The sequence below is a fragment of the Thiosulfatihalobacter marinus genome (assembly GCF_016019955.1).
Lineage (GTDB): Bacteria > Pseudomonadota > Alphaproteobacteria > Rhodobacterales > Rhodobacteraceae > Shimia > Shimia marinus_A.
The window spans coordinates 24,456-45,085 of sequence record NZ_JAECRZ010000008.1 but is presented as its reverse complement, the minus strand read 5'-3'; the positions used below and the strand labels follow the sequence as shown (position 1 = coordinate 45,085).

Here is a 20,630-nt window from a genome sequence, read left to right as displayed (position 1 = left end):
GGTGCGATGAAGATCGGGTATGTCAGTTCGACGAAAAAGGGCGAGACCGACGCGGTGCTGTCCAGCCTTGCCGACGCGTTGCGCGCTGGCGGGCGGCAGGTGGCCGGGATCGTCAGGGATCAGGGCCATGCCAGCCGGTTCGAAAATGGGTGCGATATGAAGGTTCGGGTGTTGCCCGACGGCCCGGTTATCGCGATCACTCAGGAGCTGGGCGCCGGGTCGGGGGCCTGTCGGCTGGACCCGGAGGCAATTGCGCGTTCCGTGGCTTTGGTCGAGGGGCGGGGATTGCACGGTGCCGAGCTGTTCATTCTTAACAAGTTTGGCCCCGAGGAAGCCGCCGGGCGCGGGTTTCGCGATGTGATCGCGGCGGCGCTGGACCAGGGTGTGCCGGTGCTGGTGGGTGTTGGGCGCGGCATCCTGCCCGAATTTGTCGATTTCGCCGGCGAGATGGCGACGCCGTTGCCCGCCGATGCCGAGGCGTTGCGGGCCTGGTGCGCAAAGGCATGTGCCTAGGGTCAGGACCCATTAATCCTGCACCACTGGCGCCAAATCCGCGAAATATCGGGGGTTTGACGCGCGCCGGACATAGTGGCTCTATTTCCAAGCGTGCCAAGCCGCTGGGATGAAGTGGATTTGGCGTCCTGCGGATTTGACGGATTTGCCGCCTGACGTCCTTTCAATGCCTTGAAATAGAACCACTATTCCTGCGGCATTGTACGTAGTCAGACAGCAAATCTGTTAAACCAGTGGTGCAGGATTAATGGGTCCTGACCCTAAAGGCTTTTCCAGAGTTGATTGGCGGCAAAGGCGGCGTGATAGAATCCGGTTTGCAGCCGTCGGGCGCGGATGGGCCTGGGCGGGCTCACCGGGATTGGCAGGCTGTCGGGATCGGCGCCCGAGAGCAGATCGGCCAGCGCCTTGCCGAACAATGTGCCCGTTGTGATGCCGCGCCCGTTATAGCCGATCGGTGCAAATAGCCCGTCTTCCAGCCGATGCATGCGGAAAACGTGATCGGGCGTCATGGCGATCCGGCCGTGCCAGGGTGTGCCCGGATCGACCGGCCCGAGATCGGGGAACAGGCGGGCCAGTTGCTTGCGGGCCCAGCGGCGCGACAGGGCGCCATCGGGGCCATGAACCGCGCCCATCGACCCGATGATCAGCCGCCCGTCGCCGTCGCGGCGCAGCGAGAACATGATCGGCGCGGTGTCCCACAGACCCTGCCCGCCCTTCAGGATCGCATCGGCCCGCGCGCCAAGCGGTTCGGTGGCGACCTGAAAGAAGTGGATGGTGGTAAAGAGCTTTTCCAGGCCGGGCCAAAGCGTGCCGGAATAGGCGTTGGTGGCCAGGACCACGTTGCGCGCGCGGACCGTGCCGCGATCGGTATGCACCAGCCAATGGCCGTTCTCGCGGCGCAGGCGCTGCGCGTCGGTGTGGGTGGATATGCGCGCCCCGGCGCCACGCGCGGCCCGGGCAAGGCCGCGCGCGTATCCCATGGGGTTTATGGTTCCGGCGCGCCGGTCCAGCAGGCCGCCATGAAACCGCCGGGTGCCGGTCATTTCGGCGGTCTGTGCGGGCGTGAGCAGGTCCACCGGAGCGCCCAGGGCCTGCCACTGGCTGGCGCGCCGGGTGAGATCGGCAAGGCCGCGCGGCGAATGGGCGGCGTGAATGGTGCCGTTGCGCCGGGGGTCGCAGCGGATCTGGTGCGTTTCGATCAGCGAGAATACGTAAGAGGGCATCTCGCCCAGGGTTGTCACGAGCGATGTGCCAAGCGTGTCGCCCAGCTTGTTGCGCACCTCGCGCGGCGGCAGCCACAGGCCCGCATTGACCAGCCCGACATTGCGGCCCGACCCGCCATGGCCGATGCCCTTGGCCTCGATCACGTGGCAGTCCAGCCCGCGCGCGGCGCCGTGCAGGGCGGTGGACAGCCCGGTATAGCCGCCCCCGACAATGCAGAGATCGCAGGCGGTGTCCCCGTCAAGCGGGGCGGAGTGATCGGGCTCGGCGCCGGAGTGATCCCAGTGGGAGATCGGCGATGTATCGGGGTCTGTCATCAGGGTGAAACGTTTTGGGTACGGGGTGGGCGCGGGGCACTTGAGGACAGTAGGGATTGGCGGCAAGCTGGGAAAGTGGGAAATGAGGCAGGTTGCCAGATTTCGAGGAGTGGGGCCAATGGCGAAACTGAAGACATCGGTGAAAGAGATGGTGGCCACCGCGCGCGCCCGGATCGAGGAGATCGAAACGCCGGATCTGATCGCGATGATGGATGACCCGGAGGTGCAGATCGTGGATTTGCGCGACGTGCGCGAACGCCAGAGGCTGGGGTACATTCCGGGCAGTTTCCATTGCCCGCGCGGGATGCTGGAATTCTGGGTGGACCCGGAAAGCCCTTATTTCAAAGAAGTTTTCGCGGAAGATCGCAAGTTTGTCTTTCATTGCGCCTCGGGGTGGCGTTCGGCGCTTTCGGTGGCGCTTTTGCAGGATATGGGGTTTGAAGCGGCGCATCTGAAAGAGGGGTTTTCAACATGGGAAAAACACGGTGGGCCGGTGGTTTTTCCCGAGCCGAGAGAGCGGTGACGCGGTGGTTGGAAAGGTGTGCGACAGGGCCTAGGGTGGTGCACGGACAAGCCTGGAAGGGAGAGGCATGAGCACCCAGCGCCATTCGACACATGACGCCGAGGCCGACAGGCGGAACGATCACATCAGGATCTATGTGAACGGGCATATTGTGCCAAAAGATCAGGCGGTTGTGTCGGTTTACGACAGCGGCTTCATGCTGGGTGACGGCATGTGGGAGGGGATGCGGCTTTACGACGGCGAATGGGCGTTTTTCGAGGAACACATGGACCGGCTGTTCGGCGCGCTCAAGGCGGTGGCGCTGTCGATCGAGGAAGGGCCACAGGATATCCGGGACATTCTGGACCGGACAGCGGCGGCGAACGGGATGACGGGCGATGCCCATTGCCGCCTGATGATCACGCGGGGACGCAAGGCCAAGCCGTTTCAGCACCCCGGCCTGTCGCGGTTCGGGCCGACAATCGTGGCCATTGTCGAGCATTCCAGGCCGGCGCAAAGCACTCAAAAACAAGGTATTAAGCTGGCAAGTGTGCCGCAGGTGCGGGGCTTGCCGCATAGTCAGGATGCCAAGTTCAACAGCCATTCCAAGCTGACTTGCGTGATTGCCTGTCTACAGGCCGAACAGGCCGGGGCGGATGAGGCGCTGATGCTGGACCCGCATGGATTCGTGAACACCACCAATGCCTGCAATTTCTTCATCGTGCGCCGGGGCGAGGTTTGGACCTCGACGGGGGATTACTGCATGAACGGGGTGACGCGGCAAAAGGTGATCGACCTGTGTCACGAAAACGGTATCCCCCTAAAAGAAAAGAACTATTCGCTGTATGTAGCCTATGGCGCGGACGAGGCATTTCTGACCGGCACCTTTGGCGCCCAGACGCCGGTGGCCGAGATCGACGGGCGGATTATCGGCACCGGGGAACGGCCCGTAACAACGCGACTCCGGGCGCTGTACAAGCAGGCGATCGCCGATAACGTGGCGGCGCAAAAGGCGGCGCGGGGCCGGTAAAACCCGTGTCGGTATCGCGTCGGTATCACGTCGGTATTGCACCGGTGCCGATCGGGCGCGGCGCGGGCGGGGGAAATTCGGGGAATTGCCACAGTTCGACCTCTTGCCCGATGCGGTTGGCGGTGTCGACAAGTCGCGTGGCCCAGGCGCCCAGCTGATCAAATCCGGTGCGGTGCGTCGGCCCGGTGATCGACAGCGCGCCAAGCACGCGCCCGGCCCGGTTCAGCACCGGGGCCGCGATGCAGATGATACCGGGTTCGTGCTCTTCCCGGTCATAGGCAACGCCGTGCAGGCGAATGTCTTCCAGCGCGGCGCGCAGTGCCCGTTCGCTGCACAAGGTATGATCGGTGAACCGGTGATAGCTTTGCAGCGCCAATGCGCGCGACAGGTCCGGTTCGGGCAGGAAGGCCAGCATCGCCTTGCCCACGCCGGTGCAATAGGCCGGGGCCACCTTTCCGGCCTGCGAATACATGTCGACCGGCTTGTTCGCCTCGCGCTTGTCGACATACAGCACCTGACCGGCATCCAGTTGTGCCAGGTGCACGGTTTCGGGAATGTCGCGGGACAGGCGATCGAGGAAGGGGCGGGCCGCCGGGGCCAGCGCGTTTTGCGCCCAGGCCGCGTGGGCCAGCCGCACCAGCCGCATCCCCGGCGCATAGGTTTGGGCCGCGCCATCATAGGCCAGCATACGCTGATTGGTGAGGGATTGCAGAAGGCGATAGAGCGTCGCCTTGGGCAAGGTGCTGCGCGCCTGAATCCGGGCAAAACGTACAGGGTGGCCGAAATCGGCCACAAGCGTCAGCACATCGCAGGCTTTGCCCACGGTTCCATTCTCGGCCATGTATCCTATCCCTCTTGCGGCCCGTGTCCGGGCGGTTTGTGTTGACAAACCCGCCGCGCGTGCGGTGTAAGGTTTCATTATGTAATATTAGGTTTCAATATGTGGAACCGCAAGGGGCGTGACCGGCGGACGATGCGGCGCGCGGAGAGTCTGGAGCGGGTGATGAGCGTAACGGCGGAATGGATTGCGGTGGACTGGGGCACATCCCGGTTGCGGGCCTTTGCGATGCGGGGCGAAACGGCATTGGCCGAAGTCAGCGGCGATCAGGGGATGGGGCGGCTGGCGCGCGATCGGTTCGAGCCCGCCTTGCTGGAAATGATCGCGCCCTGGCTGGGCGACGGGGCGACGGATGTGATCGCCTGTGGCATGGTGGGCGCCCGTCAGGGATGGGCCGAGGCGCCCTATGCGGCGGTCCCGGCGAGGCCGCTGCCAGACCGGCCAATGCGCGTGCCGGACACGGATACGCGGCTGCGGGTCTATCTGGTGGCAGGGCTGAAACAGGCGCGGCCCGCCGATGTGATGCGCGGCGAAGAGACCCAGATCGCGGGATTTCTTGCGCAAAACCCTGGCTGGGACGGGGTGATCTGCCTGCCGGGCACGCATACGAAATGGGCCCATGTCAGCGCCGGGGAAGTGGTGAGTTTCCAGACCTTCATGACGGGCGAGATGTTTGACCTGTTGTCGGGAAAATCGGTGCTGCGCCATTCGGTGGGGGCGGGATGGGACAGGGCGGCCTTTGACGCGGGGCTGGACATCACCCTGTCGCAACCCGAGCAACTGGCCGGGCGGTTGTTCGGCATCCGTGCGTCCGATCTGCTGGACGGGATCGATGGCGGCGCGGCGCGGGCACGGCTTTCGGGGTTGCTGATCGGGGCAGAGATGCGCGCGGCGCGGCCCTATTGGCTGGGCCAGCGCGTGGCGGTGATCGGCGCCGGGGCGATGGCGGGCATCTATGGCGATGCGCTGAGGGCGCAGGGCGTGCCGGTTGAGATACAGGATTGCAATGCGATGACGCTGGCCGGGCTGGTGGCGGCGCGCAACATGGTGGAGACCGGGATATGAGCAGGGCCTTGATCGCTATTTTGCGGGGCGTCACGCCGGACGAGGCCGTGCCGGTTTGCGCGGCGCTGATCGATGCGGGGATAAAGAGGATCGAGGTGCCGTTGAATTCGCCCGATCCGCTGAAGAGCATCGGGGCCATGGTGGTGGCCTGCGGCGACCGGGCGTTGATCGGGGCAGGCACGGTGCTGAGTGTGGCGCAGGTGGATGCGGTGGCCGGGGTTGGTGGCCGGCTGATCGTGTCGCCCAATTGCGACGGCGCGGTGATCGCGCATACACGGGCGCTTGGGCTGGAAAGCTGGCCGGGGATATTCACCCCCAGCGAAGCCTTTGCCGCGCTGGGCGCCGGGGCGACCGGGCTGAAGCTGTTTCCGGGCAATATGGCCGGGCCGGGCGGGCTGGCGGCGCTGCGCGCGGTGCTGCCGGCGGGAACGCAGGTTTTTGCGGTGGGCGGCGCGGGACCGGCGAATTTCGCGCAATGGCGGGCGGCCAGCGCGGATGGGTTCGGCATCGGGTCGGCCCTGTACAGGCCGGGCATGACCGTGGAGGATGTGCGCGAACGCGCTGTTGCGCTGGTACGCGCCTATGACGAGGTAATGACATGAGTCGGGTTTATGACGAACGGGTCTGTGCGTTGGGGGAGGGGCCGTTGTGGCATCCGCTTCGCAAACAGTTGTTCTGGTTTGATATTTTGGGAAAGCGGTTGCTGAGCCGGGAGGGTGAGGCGCCGTTGGAATGGGCGTTTGACGAGTATGTTTCGGCGGCTGGCTGGGTGGATCGCGAAACGCTGATTCTGGCCTCGGAAACCGGGTTGTGGCGGTTCGATCCGGGCAGCGGGCAGCGGGATTTGCTGGTGCCGCTGGAGGCGGACAACATGGCGACGCGCAGCAATGACGGGCGGGCCGACCCGCAGGGCGGGTTCTGGATCGGGACGATGGGCAAGGGCGCCGAGCCGAAGGCGGGCGCGATATACCGATATTACAGGGGCGAGTTGCGCAAGCTGGTGCCGGACGTGTCGATTTCCAATGCGATCTGTTTCGCGCCGGGGGGCGGGCTTGGCTATTACACCGATACGCTGAGCGGGCGGGTGATGCGCTGGGCGCTGGACCGGGACACCGGCTGGCCGATCGGCGCGGCGGAGGTTTTCGTGGACCAGCGCGCGGAGGGGCTGAACCCGGATGGCGCGGTGACGGATGCCGAGGGCAATGTGTGGATCGCGCAATGGGGGGCATCGCGCGTGGCGGCCTATGCCCCGGACGGGACATTCCTGCGCGCGGTCGGGGTGGGCGGGCGGCATTCGTCCTGCCCGGCCTTTGGCGGCGCGGAAATGACATCGCTGTTCTGCACCACGGCGCTGGAGCACCTGTCGCCCGAGGTGGTGGCGGCGGAGCCACAGAACGGGATGACCTTTGTGTGTGAGAACGTCACCCGAGGGCAGGCGGAACCGGCGGTTATCTTGTAGTACGGATCGGCATTTTCAGGGGGATGGGCGGGCTTTGGCGCAATTTAGTGTCGCAGTTGCCCGATTTCTCGACAGATTGCGAATTCGGGGCTTTACACTCCTGTCATATGGTCGCTTTTGTTGGGTGTACCGTCGTGTACGCGACGATACGCCCTGCGATTTGCCCAGCCAGACCTTAGTCAGGTCCAGCGATGGAGGACCCGTTGAAGCCGACCGACACCAACGACCCTGAATATTTCCACAAAGTCGTCGATTGCCAGTTTGCCTGCCCGGCGCATACGCCGGTGCCGGAATATATCCGGCTGATCGCTCAGGAACGATATACCGACGCCTACATGATCAACTGGGAAAGCAACGTCTTTCCCGGCGTGCTGGGACGCACCTGTGACCGGCCCTGCGAGCCGGCCTGCCGACGCGGGCGGGTCGAGGAAGAGCCGGTGGCGATCTGCCGGCTGAAACGGGTGGCGGCGGATTTCAAGGGCGACGTGAAGGGGCTGATGCCCGGGGCAGGTCCGAAGAACGGCAAGAAGATCGCGCTGATCGGGGGCGGACCGGCCTCGTTGACGGTGGCGCGGGACCTGGCGCCGCTGGGCTATGAGATGCACCTTTTTGATGCCCAGGAAAAGGGCGGCGGGTTCATGCGCTCCGAGATCCCCACGTTCCGCCTGCCGGTCGAAGTGTTGGACGAGGAAGTGAACTATGTGCTGGACATGGGGGTTCATGCGCATTTCAACACCTATGTCGACAGTCTGCAAAGCGTTCTGGACAAGGATTATGACGCGGTTTTCGTGGGTTGCGGCGCGCCGCGCGGGCGGGATTTGCCGAACCTGCCGGGCCGCACCGAGGCCGGGGCCAATATCCATATCGGGCTGGACTGGCTGGCCAGCGTTGCCTTTGACCATATCAAGAGCATCGGCAAGCGGGTGATTGTGCTGGGCGGGGGCAATACGGCGATGGATTGCTGCCGCACGTCGCGCCGGCTGGGCGGCGAGGACGTGAAGGTGATCGTGCGCTCCCCGTTCGAGGACATGAAGGCCAGCCCCTGGGAAAAGGAGGATGCCATCCACGAAGGCATTCCGATTCTCGACAATCACGTGCCCAAGGAATTCGTGCACAAGGACGGCAAGCTGGTTGGCATGACCTTTGAAAAGGTCGAGGCCCAGTATGACAAGGACGGCAAGCGCAGCCTGGTACCGACCGGTGAAGACCTGGTTCATGTCGCCTGTGATGACGTTCTGATCGCCATCGGGCAGGAAAACTCCTTTCCCTGGATCGAGAAATCGACAGGGGTGCGGTTTACCAGCTGGGGCACGCCGATCATCAATGACGATGAAACGTTCCAGTCGACCAACAAGAAGGTGTTCTTTGGCGGCGATGCCGCCTTTGGCCCGGCCAATATCATCACCGCGGTGGCGCATGGCCACAAGGCGGCGGTATCGATCGACATGTATTGCCGGGGGCTTGACCCAGAGGTTGGCCGCCCCGATCCGCATGTCACGCTGGTAAGCCAGAAGATGGGCATTCACGAATGGAGCTATGACAGCATCCCGGTGACGGACAAGCGTGAAGCCGTACCTCTGGTGGATCTGGAGCAGGCGCTGAAAAGCAAGACGCTGGAGGTGGAGCTGGGCTTTGACGCCGAGACAGCCTTTGTACAGGCGGAACGCTGTTTGAACTGTGATGCGCAGACCGTGTTCACCGAGTCCGCCTGTATCGAGTGCGACGCCTGCACCGATATCTGTCCGACCAGCTGTATCAGCTTTGTCGAGAATGCCGAAGAGCCGGAGCTGCGCCAGAACCTGTTGGTGCCGGCCGACAACGCGGAACAGGATCTTTACGTGTCGGGCGAATTGCCCACCGGCAAGGTGATGGTCAAGGACGAAGACGTGTGCCTGCATTGCGGCCTGTGCGCCGAACGCTGTCCGACGGCGGCCTGGGACATGCAGAAATTCTATTACACAATGGCCAAGGCGGCCCCGGTTCTGGTGGAGGCGGCAGAATGAAACAGATCAAGGGCATCAACGATTTTGTCGTCAAGTTCGCCAATGTGAACGGCACCGGATCGGCCAGCGCCAACCATTTGTTTGCCAAGGCGATTTTCCGCATGGGCATTCCGGTGAGCCCGCGCAATATCTTTCCGTCCAATATCCAGGGCCTGCCCACGTGGTACGAGGTGCGCGTGAGCAAAAAGGGCTATCTGGGCCGCCGGGGCGGGGTGGACATGATGGTATGTGTCAACCCGCAGAGCATGGAAAAGGACATCGCCAGCGTCGAGCCGGGCGGCTATTTCCTGTATGACAGCACCAAGCCGCTGGCCAACCACATGAAGCGCGACGACATCACCATTCTGGGCGTGCCGCTGACCGAGATGTGTATGCGCGAATACACGGTTCCGCGCCTGCAACAGCTTCTCAAGAACGTGGTCTATGTGGGCGCGATGGCGGCGTTGCTGGATATTGATTTCCGGGTGCTGAAAGACCTGCTGAACGACCAGTTCAAGGGCAAGGAAAAGCTGATCAGCTCGAACGTGCACGCGCTGGAGATGGGCTATCAGTTCGCCAAGGAAAACTTTCAGTGCCCGCTGCCGATCCGGCTGGAGCGCAAGGGCGGCAACGTGGCGCCGCATATCCTGGAAAAACCGCATATCCTGATGAACGGCAACACCGCTGCCGCGCTGGGCGCGATCTATGGCGGGGCGACGGTGGCGGCGTGGTATCCGATCACGCCCTCGACCAGCGTCGTGGATGCCTTTGCAAAATATGCCGAGCGGATGCGGATAGATGCGGGCAGCGGCAAGAAGAATTTCGCCATCGTGCAGGCCGAGGACGAACTGGCGGCGATGGGCATGGTTGTGGGCGCAAGCTGGAACGGGGCGCGGGCCTTTACCGCGACATCCGGCCCCGGTCTGAGCCTGATGAGCGAGTTTCTGGGGCTGGCCTATTTCGCCGAGGTGCCGGTGGTGCTGATCGATGTGCAGCGGTCGGGCCCGTCGACGGGGATGCCGACGCGCAGCCAGCAATCCGACATCCTGGCCGCGGCCTATGCCAGCCATGGCGACACCAAGCAGGTGCTGCTGTTTCCGGCTACGCCGCGCGAATGTTTCGACATGACGGTGCAGGCGTTTGACCTGGCCGAGCGGTTGCAGACCCCGGTGATCATGATGACCGATCTGGACCTGGGCATGAATGACTGGATGTCGCCGCCGCTGGAATGGGACGACAATTACGAGATGGACCGGGGCAAGGTGCTGGATGCCGAAGGGCTGGACAGTGTCGAAAAATGGGGCCGGTATCTGGACGTGGACGGCGATGGCATCTGTTATCGCACCCTGCCGGGCACCCATCCGGACAAGGGCGCGTATTTCACACGCGGTTCTTCCAAGAACGAGATGGCGGTCTATTCCGAAAGTGGCGAGGATTACGTGCAAAACGTGGACCGGTTGCTGCGCAAGTTCGAAACCGCCAAATCCTATGTGCCCAAGCCCAAGACCCACCCGCCGATCAAGGTGAAGAAACCCAAGACCGATCTGAAGCTGGGGGCGCTGTTCTTTGGCACCTCGGCATCGCCGGCCTATGAGGCGGTGGAGATGTTGGCGCCCGAAGGCTATCCCATTGATACGATGCGTATTCGGGCGTTTCCGTTCCATGAAAGCCTGGACCGGTTCATCCATGACCACGACATGGTGTTCGTGATCGAGCAGAACCGGGACGGGCAGATGCGCCAGTTGATCATGAACGAATGCGAGATTGCGCCGGATCGGCTGACCTCGGTGCTGAATTATTCCGGCACGCCGATCACGGCGCGCACCATTGCCCACCAGATCCGACAGGCGCTCAAAACCAAGAGCGCCGAGATCGTGCCCCTGAAACGGGAGACTGCCTGATGTCTTATATCAAACCGAAATTCCGCCATCCGCGCCTGCCGGCCAATCGGCTGGGATTCACCGTGGCCGATTATGACGGCGCGATTTCGACGCTGTGCGCGGGCTGCGGGCATGACAGCATTTCCGCCGCGATCCGCAATGCGTGTTTCGAATCCTCGATCCCGCCGCATCGGATTGCCAAGGTCAGCGGCATTGGCTGTTCGTCCAAGATGCCGACCTACTTCCTTGGAAAATCGCATGGTTTCAACTCGGTACATGGGCGGATGCCGTCAGTGGCGACGGGTGCGAGCCTGGCCAATCGCGACCTGACCTATATAGGCGTGTCGGGCGATGGGGACACCGCGTCCATCGGGATGGGGCAGTTCATCCATCTGATCCGGCGCAATGTGAACATGACCTATATCGTGGCCAACAATGGCTGTTACGGGCTGACCAAGGGGCAGGACAGCGCGACGGCGGATCTGGGTTCGGTGGCCAAGGGCGGCGCGGTGAACCCGTTCGAGGGGATCGATCTGGCGTCCCTGGCGATCCTGCAAGGCGCGAGTTTTGTGGCACGGTCGTTTTCGGGCGACAAGGGGCAGCTGGAGCCGCTGATCCGGGCGGCGATGGCGCATAAGGGATTTGCATTCATCGACGTGGTAAGCCCCTGCGTGACGTTCAACAACCACGTGGGATCGACCAAGAGCTATACGGAAACGCGCGAGCATCTGGATGCAATGCCGCTGGATTTTGTGCCCATGCGCGACGAAATCACGACGCAATATGCCGAAGGCACCACGCAGAACGTGACGCTGCATGACGGTTCGGTGATCCATCTGCACAAGGCGGATTCCAGTTACAGGACGGATGATCGCCGTGCGGCGATGGACTCGGTCCAGCAGGCGGATGAGGACGGTCGGATTCTGACCGGGCTTTTGTTCCTTGACCCGGATTCGCAGGATCTGAACCAGAGCCTGAACCTGGCGACACGCCCGCTGAACGAGTTGGGCAAGGACGAGCTTTGCCCCGGATCGAAGGTGTTGAAGTCGATCAATGAGGGGCTTCGGTAAACAGAGTTGCACCGCACCGAACGGCGGGGCGGATGTCCGCGCCACCGAATCGGGGGTTAACGCCTTGTTTTGTCGGGTTTCGGCAGTCGGTAACACGTCGGTATTATGTCGGTATTGCGTCGGTATGGTTTGGCGCATTTTGGAGCATGGGCGGTGTTAACCGGGGGGGCGCAAGGGTTTGCTAACGATTGCCGCGTGACAAGGACGGGCGCGGCGCGGTAGCGTGCAGCATGAAACAAGTTCCCAAGAAAACCACCGATGATGCGCTGATCCAGGAATTTCTGGACAAGGGCGGTAAAGTGACCGTCGGCGAAACCAAACCGCCCAAGCCCGAACTGGGCCTGAGCAAGAACGCCTGGAATGCCAAGCTGACCAAGGAAGAGAAAGCCGCCCGCGACGGGAAGTGAGGCTTGCGGCGCGGGCAGGATGCCGCCCGGCCGGGTGGGTGAATTTAACATTCCATATATTGAATACTATTCGTAGTGGTGCTATATCTCCTCCAGACCCGGGCCGCGTGGCCCGACCATGAGGAGAAATGAGATGACCCTTGACCGTGCCGTACTGGCCTTTGCCGGCGTGATGGTTCTTTTGAGCGTGCTTCTGACCGTGTTCGTGCATCCGATGTGGGTGTGGTTCACCGTGTTCGTTGGAGCGAACATGCTGCAATCGGCCTTTACCGGCTTTTGCCCCGCCGCGATGATCTTCAAGGCGATCGGGTTCAAGCCCGGGAACGCTTTCTGAGACACTGACAGGTTGCAGTGAAACAAGCCCCGCCGGTTTGGCGGGGCTTTTTGCGTTTGGGGAGGAGCCGGGTAGCGCCCGACCGAGGGTGGGCGAGCCTTCAGTTTTGGCCGGGTGGTTTATGGTGCCAAGTGCTGCAGACGGTTGTGCGGAGTGGAGAAGGTGCAAAATCGCCCGCCCATGGGGCGGTCGGGCGATGCCCGGCGGCTTGCTTTGCAAGCCTTGATTCCGGGTTGGTGTGATGAAAATTTACTTCATACTTCCAAAAATCTTGCTCAGGTTAGTTTTCGTTAGTCTGAATGACGTTCTTGCGAATGGGATTGCCTCGATACTCAAGTCTTCCAATAAATAGCGGTCCACGGTCGTGGGCTCGATACGCACAGGTTCCTTTTTCCCAGTAGTTTGGTTTGTGGCATCGCCATCAAAGAATATCTGTCCGTTAGAAACAGTCATATGGCGGATGTAAAGATTTTGACCTTTGCCGATTCCTATCCCAGTGATTTCTTTTCGTTCTGATACCGCAGCATCCCTTTCATGGCGATTAGAGGAGATAAAGTACAACTTCTCAAGCCATCTATTTTCACTATGAAAAGGCTGGATTTGCTCCAGAAGCTGAAACAATAAGGCATTCTTTTGATGTAGTTCGTGGAGCTGATCTTTTTGGAGTCGCGACAAAAACCTCTCACTTGACGTTGTGACAGGAAAATAGATATTTGGCTTACCGCTTCCCGCTTTTCGCGAGTTGTACTTTTCCCATATCTGATTCATCGCCCGATCTAGGAGCAAGTGTAGTTTGACAATTACGTCAGTGATGTCACTGGCAAGCGCATCGACGTTTTTCGAAGCTTCAAATTCTCGCTCCGCTTCGTCGATGTCTTTTTCTATTCTGCGTAGTTTTGTTTGAAAAGATATAGGCAGTGTCACCCGGACAGCTCCTTCTCATTGATGGAAGCCAGTGACGTTAGTAAACCTGTTTCCATTCAGTCTACCGAATACTTTTTCCTATACTTCAACCATGTCGGCATTTTCCGCCTCACACCATCCCAACGGTGCGCGCACGCGCCTTTTGTGCCAAAAGACGCTGCCGCGCACTATGAGCGTTTGACGAGGTCAAACACTCACCGCGTAAACTTCTTATGCTTCAGCCGTTTCGGCTCAAGCGCATCGGCCCCCAGACGGCGTTTCTTGTCTTCTTCGTAATCCTCGAAGTTGCCTTCGAACCATTCCACGTGGGCTTCGCCCTCGAACGCCAAGATATGCGTACAGATCCGGTCGAGGAAGAAGCGGTCGTGGGAGATGACCACGGCGCAGCCTGCGAAATCGACGAGCGCGTCTTCCAAGGCACGCAGGGTTTCGACGTCGAGGTCGTTGGTCGGTTCGTCGAGGAGGAGGACGTTGCCGCCCTCTTTCAGAAGCCGCGCCATGTGCACGCGGTTGCGTTCGCCGCCTGAAAGCAGGTTCAGCGGTTTCTGCTGATCGCCGCCCTTGAAGTTGAAGGACGAGCAATAGGCGCGGGAATTGACCTGTGCGTCACCCAGTTCGATGATTTCGGCACCGCCCGAGATCGACTCCCAGACCGTGTCTTTGGGGTTGAGATCGTCGCGCGACTGGTCGACATAGGAAAGCTGTACCGTGTCGCCAAGTTCGATCGTGCCGCTGTCGGGCGCTTCCTGTCCGGTGAGCATCTTGAACAGGGTCGATTTACCCGCGCCGTTGGGGCCGATCACGCCGACGATGCCGCCGGGCGGCAGGCTGAACGACAGGTCTTCGATCAGTTGCTTGTCGCCCATGTGTTTGGCGAGGTTTTCCACCTCGATCACCTTGGAGCCAAGGCGAGGGCCGTTCGGGATAACGATCTGGGCGCGTGAGATTTTCTCGCGCTCGGACTGGTTCGCCATCTCGTTATAGGCCTGGATACGGGCCTTGGATTTGGCCTGACGGGCCTTTTGGCCCTGCCGCATCCATTCCAGTTCGCGCTCCAGCGTCTTCTGTTTGGATTTGTCCTCGCGGGCTTCCTGTTCCAGACGCTTGGCTTTTTGTTCCAGCCACGCGGAATAGTTGCCCTCGTAAGGGATGCCGCGGCCGCGGTCGAGTTCCAGGATCCAGCCGGTGATGTCATCCAGGAAATAGCGGTCATGGGTGACGATCAGGATCGTGCCCTTGTAGTCGATCAGGTGCTGTTGCAGCCAGGCGATGGTTTCGGCGTCAAGGTGGTTGGTCGGTTCATCCAGCAGCAGCATGTCGGGCGCTTCGAGCAGCAGTTTGCACAGCGCCACGCGGCGGCGTTCACCGCCCGAAAGGGATGCGACATCGGCGTCATCGGGGGGGCAGCGCAGGGCCTCCATCGACACGTCGATCTGGCTGTCCAGATCCCAGAGGTTTTCGGCATCGATCTGGTCTTGCAGGGCGGCCATTTCCTCGGCGGTTTCGTCCGAGTAGTTCATCGCCAGCTCGTTGTAGCGATCGAGGATGGCCTTTTTGCCGGCCACGCCCAGCATGACGTTTTCGCGCACGGTAAGCGTTTCGTCGAGCTGCGGTTCCTGGGGCAGATAGCCGACCTTGGCGCCCTCGGCGGCCCAGGCTTCGCCGGTGAAATCCGTATCCAGCCCGGCCATGATTTTCATCAGCGTGGACTTACCGGCGCCGTTGACGCCGACGACACCGATTTTCACACCGGGAAGAAAGCTCAGGTGGATGTTTTCAAAGCATTTCTTGCCGCCCGGATAGGTCTTTGAGACCCCCTGCATGTGGTAGACGTATTGATAGGATGCCATGGGTGTCGACTCCGTTCGCCAAATGTCATGTTGGCGGGTGTGATAGCGGAGGCCGGGGGCGGGGGCAATGTGGTCGCGCGCTCAGAGGTTTTTTTCAAAAAAGAAATCCGGGTAGGGATCGTCGTTGAAGCGGTCGATCTCGGTCCAGCCGGTGGTTTGGTAAAGCCGGATCGCCTCGGGCAGGGCGGCGTTGGTGTCAAGGCGCAGCGTGGCGATGCCAAGAGTGCGGGCGGTCTTTTCGGCCTGATCCATCAGGCGTTTTGACAGCCCCAGGCCACGCGCCTCGGGCGACACCCAGAGGCGTTTGATCTCGCCATAGCCCTTGTCGGTGCCCTTCACGCCGACACACCCCCGCACCTGCGTCCCGGCATAGGCCACAAGAAAGGCGCCGCGCGGGGCGAGCATATCTGTGGCGTCGGGATCGGCGGACAGGTTCACGTCAAACCCGGTGTCAAAGCGGCGGGCCAGCTCGTCGTAATAGTCCTGGAGGCAGGCGACGGCGTCGGGGCTGCGCGGGTCGACGGTCTGGAAGGTGACGGTGGGGGTATCGGTCATGGCAGGTGCTTGAAGTTTCGGGGTGCGCCGGGACATTAGCGGGATGGGCCATGTGGTCAACCCGGCTTGACAGCCCCGCGCAGGGCAGCGAGGAAGGCGAAGATGCGCGCAGGGTTGCCATATGCCGCGCCCGGTCAGGTGATCGGGCTGTTGGGGGGGTCTTTCGACCCGGCCCATCAGGGGCATGTGCATATCACGCTTGAGGCGATGAAACGGTTCGGGCTGGATCGGGTGTGGTGGCTGGTCAGCCCCGGCAATCCGCTGAAGCCGCGCGGGCCGGCGGCGCTGGAGCGGCGGCTGGCGCGGGCGCGGGCGATGATGCGGCATCCCCGGGTGGCGGTGACGGATTTCGAGGCACGCGCGGGCACCCGCTATACGGCAGAGACCATCGCGGCGTTACAGGCGACCTGGCCGCAGGCGCGGTTTGTCTGGCTGATGGGGGCTGACAATCTGGCGCAGTTTCACCGGTGGAAAGATTGGCAGGAGATCATGCACAGCGTGCCGGTTGGTGTATTGGCGCGGCCCGGCGACCGGGTCGAGGCGCGCACGGCCAAGGCGGCGCAGGTGTTTCGCCATGCGCGGCTGGCGCCGCGTGCCAGCAAGCTGTTGGGGCGGCTGGACGCGCCGCACTGGTGTTTTGTCAATGTGCCGATGGTGGATGCCAGTTCAACCCGCATTCGCGCGCGAGGCGACTGGCGGTAGGTTGGCGCTGGCGATGCCCGCGCCGATGATCAGCGCGAGCCCGGCCCAGGTGGCGGCGTCGGGCAGATCGCGGAACACGACCCAGCCCAGCAGCACCGCGCCGATCAGCTGGAAATAGACAAAGGGTGCCAGCGTGGCGGCGGGCGCGCGGGCATAGGCGAACAGCAGAAGAAAGTTGCCGCCCAGCGAAAACAGGGCGCTGGTAAATGTGAGCCCGATCAGGGTGGGTGTCAATTCGGGCACGGTTTGCAAGCTGAACGGCGTCAGCATGAGGGCGCTGAGGAAAAGCTGGGAAAACAGCAGGCTGGCCGGGCGCGCCACCGGGGAGAGCCAGCGCGAGGCGGTCAGGAAGGCGCCGTAGAACAGGCCAGCGAGCAGGGCAAAGCCGATGCCGGAGCCGGTGCCCGGACCGGGGCCCAGACTGGGGCCCAGACCGGGGCGCACGACCAGCAGAACACCGGCAAAGCCCAGCAGCATGAGCGCGCTGCGCAAGCGCGTGACGCGCTCTCCCAGCAGCAGGACGGACAGAAGATAGCTGAAGATCGGACCGATGAAGAAGGCGGCAAAGACATCGGCCACGGGCGCGCGTTGCAGCGCCATCTGGATTGACAGGATACCCCCCGCCAACAGCGCCGCGCGCAGCCAGATACGCCCGTCGCGCAGGATGCGCAGCGTATCGGGGCGCACCAGCGGCAGCGCGACAAGGCTGCCGATCACAAAGCGGGACCAGGCCACGAAAAACGGGCTGACACCATGTTCGGACGACAGAAGTTTGCCCGCGGTATCGCCCGCGGGGATCATCGACATGGCCAGGAACATCAGCGCCGCAAGTTTCCACATGCGTCGGGCTTAGCACGTGGACCGGCGGGCCAAAAGCGAGATGTAGCCGCTTGTAAGGCGCGGCGCGGCGGGGTTAGTGTCGGCCCATGGCCAAGACCCTTTCCCGACGTGTTTTTCTGGCGGGGCTGCTGAGCAGTTCTGCGGTGCCGCTATGGGCCGGCCCGCCGACGGTTTCGCTGCGCCCTGTTGTGCGGCCGTTTGGCCCGGGGCCACGTGCGGCGCCCGATGTGGGTACGCTGATCGATGCCGCCGGGGTAAGTGGCAAGGTCAGTTTCGCGGTCGCGGATGCGGCAACCGGCGAGATGCTGGAGGGGCATGAGGCCCAAAGCGCCCAGCCCCCGGCCAGCGTGACCAAGGCGCTGACGGCGCTGTATGCGCTGGACACTTTGGGGGGCGAACACCGGTTTGTCACCAGCGTGATCGCGGTGGGCGAGGTTTCCAACGGGCGATTGCGGGGCGATCTGGTGCTGCGGGGTGGCGGCGATCCGACGCTGGACACGACCGCGCTGGCCGAACTGGCGCGGCAGGTCAAGGCCGCCGGTATCCGCGAGGTGACGGGGCGGTTTCTTGTCTGGGGCGGGGCGTTGCCGGATGTGGCGCGGATTGACAACAGGCAACCCGTTCACGCCGCTTACAACCCGTCGCTGTCCGGTCTGTCGCTGAATTTCAACCGGGTATATTTCGAGTGGAAACCCGGTGTGGGTAAGTATCAGGTAACGATGGACGCGCGGTCGGACCGGTATCGCCCCGAGGTCAGCGTGGCCAGGATGAAGGTCGTCGACCGCAAGACGCCGGTTTACACCTACCGGCAGGTCAATGGCGTGGATCAATGGACCGTGGCGCGCGGCGCGTTGGGCAAGGGCGGGGCGCGGTGGCTGCCGGTGCGCGCGCCCGAGATTTATGCCGGAGAAGTGTTCCAGACATTGGCGCGGGCGCATGGGATCGTGCTGAAGGCGCCCCGGCGCACGCAGGTGGCGCCGCGCGGCACCGCGGTGGCGCGCGTGTCAAGCGCTCCGTTGCGCGACATCCTGCGGGCCATGCTGAAATATTCCACCAACATCACCGCCGAGATGGTGGGCATGGCCGCCAGCCGCGCCCGCGGGGCCGGGCTGACCGGGCCACGATCGTCGGCGGCGGCAATGAATGCCTGGGCGGGCGAGGCGCTGGGCATGGCCGGTGCGGCATTGGTGGATCATTCCGGGCTGGGCGAAGCCTCGCGGATGCAGGCGGACGGTTTGGTGCGGGTGTTGAGCCGGGCGCGCGAACGGCAGGAGCTGGAGCCGATTCTCAAACCGGTGTTCCTGCGGGGGCGCGACGGCAGGGTGGACAGGAACCACCCGCTGAAAGTGTTTGCCAAGACCGGGACTTTGCATTTCGTGAGCGGATTGGCGGGCTATGTAAAGGCGCCGGGCGGGCGGGAGATGGCCTTTGCGATTTTCGTGTCCGACACCGGCGCGCGGGAGCGTCTGATCGGCCCGGACCGCGAACGCCCCAAGGGGGCACGCACATGGAATCGCAAGGCAAAAGGGTTGCAGCAGGCCCTGCTGGAACGGTGGAGCATCGTGTATGACGCGTAAGGCCGGCCGGTTGGCGGTATTGTTCGGCGGCGTGTTGGCGTTGTGGCTGGCCGTGGCGCTGGTGGCGTGGTCGGGCACGCGCGATGCGCGCCGCGCGCCGCTGGCCGTGCCTGCGGACACGGTTGTGTTGCTGACGCTGGATGGCGTGCGGATGCGTGAATTGTTGCTGGGCGCGGATCCCGGCCTGTCGGGCGCGGGCGGCGACCCCCGCGGCACGTTGATGCCGTTCCTGATGGGCGCGCTGGTTCCCGAGGGGGTGTTTCTGGGCGATCCGGCGCGGGGCAGCCGGTTTGGGCTGGGGCATCCCGTGGGCGTGAGCATGCCCAATTACCAGGCGCTGTTTGCCGGGCGGGTGACGGCGTGTTTGCGCAATGAATGCCCGCCGGTGCGCGGCGGTACGCTGATCACATCGGTTGTGGACCGGTTTGGCGCCGGGGCGCTTGGGGTATTCACCAGCTATGGCGCGTTATGCCCGGCATTGCGGGTGCCGCCAGAGGCGCAGCCGCGCTGTTCGGCGGGGTTGCGGCGCGGCTATGCGGGGGCGCCCAGGCAGACGGCACCGGAATGGGGCGCGCGCGACGCCGCGATCATCGACGCCGCCCTGCAACGGCTGCGCGCCGCGCCGCCACGGTTTTTGTATATCGCCCTGGAAGAGACAGACCCGGCGGCGCATGTGGGAAACTACCCGGCCTATCTGCGTTTGCTGCGCGAGTATGACGGCTATATCCGCGCCCTGGCAACGGAGCTGGCGCGGCAGGCGGCAACGGGGCGGCGGGTGACGCTGTTGATCACGGCGGATCACGCGCGGGGCAGCGGCGATGGCTGGCGGCAGCATCGCTGGAATGTGCCGGGCACGGACGATTTGTGGCTGGCCGCAGCCGGGCATGGCATCGCGCCCCGGGGCCGTCTGGCGGAGGGACCGGCCCGGTCGTCGCGCGATGTTCGCGCAACGGTGGAATACCTGTTGGGGCTGGGCGTGCGCCCGGCGCTGCCCGAAATCCTGAACGGCGCGTGATCAGGTCATGTGGCGGGCGCGGGCGCCGCGCTCGATGCCGGCGGCATGCAGGCGATCGATGTCCAGCTCGTAGCGGATTTCCTCGAGCAGGCGCAATTCCGGTTCGGCCAGCGCCCCGTCGGCGGCGGCCACGTCGCAGGCCAGCGCATAGGCGGTTTCGAAAAGCCGTTCGGGCAGGTTGTCGCGCACCAGGCCGAACAGGGCCGACAGCCCGTCTTCCTGTTCGAACAGGTCGAACACGATCTGGCTGACGGTTTTCATCCGGTCGATATCGTATTGTGCGAAAATCGGCAGGTTGTTCACGGCGGTCTGGATCTTGACCAGTTCGGCGGTGCGGATGTTTTCGTCGCTGGCGGAGACGGCGACCATCACGGCCACCAGACAATCCTGAGGGGTCAGTGGGGTAAAGATGTCGTTGGGCACGATGATGTCCTTGTGAAAACGGTGTTGCAGTGCAGAATATTGACTGGCGCCGTCAGGGGCAATAGGAATGCAGCGCATTGCCGTGGCGATATCGCGCCCCGGCGTGTTGATTCCCACCTGAACCGG

21 protein-coding genes are annotated in these 20,630 nt (G+C 63.1%); 14 read left to right on the top strand and 7 right to left on the bottom strand.

Annotation, left to right across the window (positions count from 1 at the left end; genetic code table 11):
- Positions 1 to 6: 6 nt before the first annotated feature.
- Positions 7 to 513 carry a DUF2478 domain-containing protein gene (locus tag I3253_RS13015; RefSeq protein ID WP_197918182.1) on the top strand — a complete coding sequence of 169 codons (507 nt, stop codon included), beginning with the start codon at positions 7 to 9 and terminating at the stop codon, positions 511 to 513.
- Positions 514 to 773: 260 nt separating this feature from the next.
- Here I3253_RS13015 and I3253_RS13010 read toward each other — a convergent pair whose 3' ends face one another.
- Positions 774 to 2,051 (bottom strand): NAD(P)/FAD-dependent oxidoreductase, encoded by a 1,278-nt coding sequence (locus I3253_RS13010; RefSeq protein WP_197918181.1) that lies wholly within the window; start codon positions 2,049 to 2,051, stop codon positions 774 to 776.
- A 118-nt stretch (positions 2,052 to 2,169) separates the two neighbouring features.
- On the opposite strand from I3253_RS13010, the gene I3253_RS13005 reads away from it, so the two are divergent.
- Both I3253_RS13005 and I3253_RS13000 read left to right on the top strand, forming a co-directional pair.
- Positions 2,170 to 2,574, top strand: coding sequence for a rhodanese-like domain-containing protein (locus tag I3253_RS13005; protein ID WP_197918180.1), 405 nt, complete (start codon positions 2,170 to 2,172; stop codon positions 2,572 to 2,574).
- Positions 2,575 to 2,641: 67 nt separating this feature from the next.
- Positions 2,642 to 3,583, top strand: coding sequence for an aminotransferase class IV (locus I3253_RS13000; RefSeq protein WP_197918178.1), 942 nt, complete (start codon positions 2,642 to 2,644; stop codon positions 3,581 to 3,583).
- Between the two features lie 25 nt (positions 3,584 to 3,608).
- Here I3253_RS13000 and I3253_RS12995 read toward each other — a convergent pair whose 3' ends face one another.
- Positions 3,609 to 4,424: an IclR family transcriptional regulator gene (locus I3253_RS12995; protein ID WP_197918176.1), complete on the bottom strand. Its 816-nt coding sequence runs from the start codon at positions 4,422 to 4,424 to the stop codon at positions 3,609 to 3,611.
- A 162-nt stretch (positions 4,425 to 4,586) separates the two neighbouring features.
- On the opposite strand from I3253_RS12995, the gene I3253_RS12990 reads away from it, so the two are divergent.
- The 8 genes from I3253_RS12990 to I3253_RS12955 all read left to right on the top strand — a co-directional run bounded on the left by I3253_RS12990 (position 4,587) and on the right by I3253_RS12955 (position 12,618).
- Positions 4,587 to 5,486: a 2-dehydro-3-deoxygalactonokinase gene (locus I3253_RS12990; protein WP_197918174.1), complete on the top strand. Its 900-nt coding sequence runs from the start codon at positions 4,587 to 4,589 to the stop codon at positions 5,484 to 5,486.
- Complete coding sequence (locus tag I3253_RS12985) at positions 5,483 to 6,088, top strand: 2-dehydro-3-deoxy-6-phosphogalactonate aldolase (RefSeq protein WP_197918173.1); 606 nt, start codon at positions 5,483 to 5,485, stop codon at positions 6,086 to 6,088. Before I3253_RS12990 ends, I3253_RS12985 begins: the two co-directional genes overlap by 4 nt.
- Positions 6,085 to 6,945, top strand: coding sequence for an SMP-30/gluconolactonase/LRE family protein (locus I3253_RS12980; RefSeq protein ID WP_197918172.1), 861 nt, complete (start codon positions 6,085 to 6,087; stop codon positions 6,943 to 6,945). The genes I3253_RS12985 and I3253_RS12980 overlap by 4 nt, the downstream gene beginning before the upstream one ends.
- A gap of 203 nt (positions 6,946 to 7,148) precedes the next feature.
- Positions 7,149 to 8,948 carry an FAD-dependent oxidoreductase gene (locus I3253_RS12975; RefSeq protein WP_197918171.1) on the top strand — a complete coding sequence of 600 codons (1,800 nt, stop codon included), beginning with the start codon at positions 7,149 to 7,151 and terminating at the stop codon, positions 8,946 to 8,948.
- Positions 8,945 to 10,828 (top strand): 2-oxoacid:acceptor oxidoreductase subunit alpha, encoded by a 1,884-nt coding sequence (locus I3253_RS12970; protein ID WP_197918170.1) that lies wholly within the window; start codon positions 8,945 to 8,947, stop codon positions 10,826 to 10,828. The genes I3253_RS12975 and I3253_RS12970 overlap by 4 nt, the downstream gene beginning before the upstream one ends.
- On the top strand, positions 10,828 to 11,877 hold the full coding sequence (locus tag I3253_RS12965) for a 2-oxoacid:ferredoxin oxidoreductase subunit beta (protein ID WP_197918169.1): 1,050 nt from the start codon (positions 10,828 to 10,830) through the stop codon (positions 11,875 to 11,877). Before I3253_RS12970 ends, I3253_RS12965 begins: the two co-directional genes overlap by 1 nt.
- A gap of 230 nt (positions 11,878 to 12,107) precedes the next feature.
- Positions 12,108 to 12,284, top strand: a complete 177-nt coding sequence (locus I3253_RS12960) for a hypothetical protein (protein WP_197918167.1) — start codon at positions 12,108 to 12,110, stop codon at positions 12,282 to 12,284.
- Between the two features lie 118 nt (positions 12,285 to 12,402).
- The gene (locus I3253_RS12955) at positions 12,403 to 12,618 is read left to right on the top strand and encodes a YgaP family membrane protein (protein ID WP_269648735.1); all 216 of its coding nucleotides are present in this window, start codon (positions 12,403 to 12,405) and stop codon (positions 12,616 to 12,618) included.
- A gap of 249 nt (positions 12,619 to 12,867) precedes the next feature.
- On the opposite strand, the gene I3253_RS12950 is transcribed toward I3253_RS12955, so the two are convergent.
- The 3 genes from I3253_RS12950 to I3253_RS12940 form a co-directional block, all read right to left on the bottom strand.
- Positions 12,868 to 13,542 carry a hypothetical protein gene (locus I3253_RS12950; protein WP_197918164.1) on the bottom strand — a complete coding sequence of 225 codons (675 nt, stop codon included), beginning with the start codon at positions 13,540 to 13,542 and terminating at the stop codon, positions 12,868 to 12,870.
- A gap of 194 nt (positions 13,543 to 13,736) precedes the next feature.
- On the bottom strand, positions 13,737 to 15,392 hold the full coding sequence (ettA, locus tag I3253_RS12945) for an energy-dependent translational throttle protein EttA (protein ID WP_197918163.1): 1,656 nt from the start codon (positions 15,390 to 15,392) through the stop codon (positions 13,737 to 13,739).
- Between the two features lie 81 nt (positions 15,393 to 15,473).
- A complete protein-coding gene (locus tag I3253_RS12940; RefSeq protein WP_232272153.1) occupies positions 15,474 to 15,947 on the bottom strand; it encodes a GNAT family N-acetyltransferase in 474 nt (157 codons plus the stop codon).
- A 102-nt stretch (positions 15,948 to 16,049) separates the two neighbouring features.
- Here I3253_RS12940 and I3253_RS12935 point away from each other — a divergent pair, with 102 nt between their 5' ends.
- A complete protein-coding gene (locus I3253_RS12935) occupies positions 16,050 to 16,649 on the top strand; it encodes a nicotinate-nucleotide adenylyltransferase (protein WP_197918161.1) in 600 nt (199 codons plus the stop codon).
- On the opposite strand, the gene I3253_RS12930 is transcribed toward I3253_RS12935, so the two are convergent.
- On the bottom strand, positions 16,614 to 17,489 hold the full coding sequence (locus I3253_RS12930; protein WP_232237060.1) for a DMT family transporter: 876 nt from the start codon (positions 17,487 to 17,489) through the stop codon (positions 16,614 to 16,616). The two genes, I3253_RS12935 and I3253_RS12930, sit on opposite strands and share 36 nt — an antisense overlap.
- Before the next feature lie 86 nt (positions 17,490 to 17,575).
- Between I3253_RS12930 and dacB the strand changes: the two genes are divergently transcribed.
- Together dacB and I3253_RS12920 are read left to right on the top strand one after the other, a co-directional pair.
- Positions 17,576 to 19,066: a D-alanyl-D-alanine carboxypeptidase/D-alanyl-D-alanine endopeptidase gene (gene dacB, locus I3253_RS12925; RefSeq protein ID WP_197918160.1), complete on the top strand. Its 1,491-nt coding sequence runs from the start codon at positions 17,576 to 17,578 to the stop codon at positions 19,064 to 19,066.
- A complete protein-coding gene (locus tag I3253_RS12920) occupies positions 19,056 to 20,081 on the top strand; it encodes a hypothetical protein (protein ID WP_197918153.1) in 1,026 nt (341 codons plus the stop codon). The genes dacB and I3253_RS12920 overlap by 11 nt, the downstream gene beginning before the upstream one ends.
- Here I3253_RS12920 and I3253_RS12915 read toward each other — a convergent pair whose 3' ends face one another.
- Positions 20,082 to 20,450 carry a tellurite resistance TerB family protein gene (locus I3253_RS12915; protein ID WP_197918393.1) on the bottom strand — a complete coding sequence of 123 codons (369 nt, stop codon included), beginning with the start codon at positions 20,448 to 20,450 and terminating at the stop codon, positions 20,082 to 20,084.
- Positions 20,451 to 20,630 lie beyond the last annotated feature (180 nt).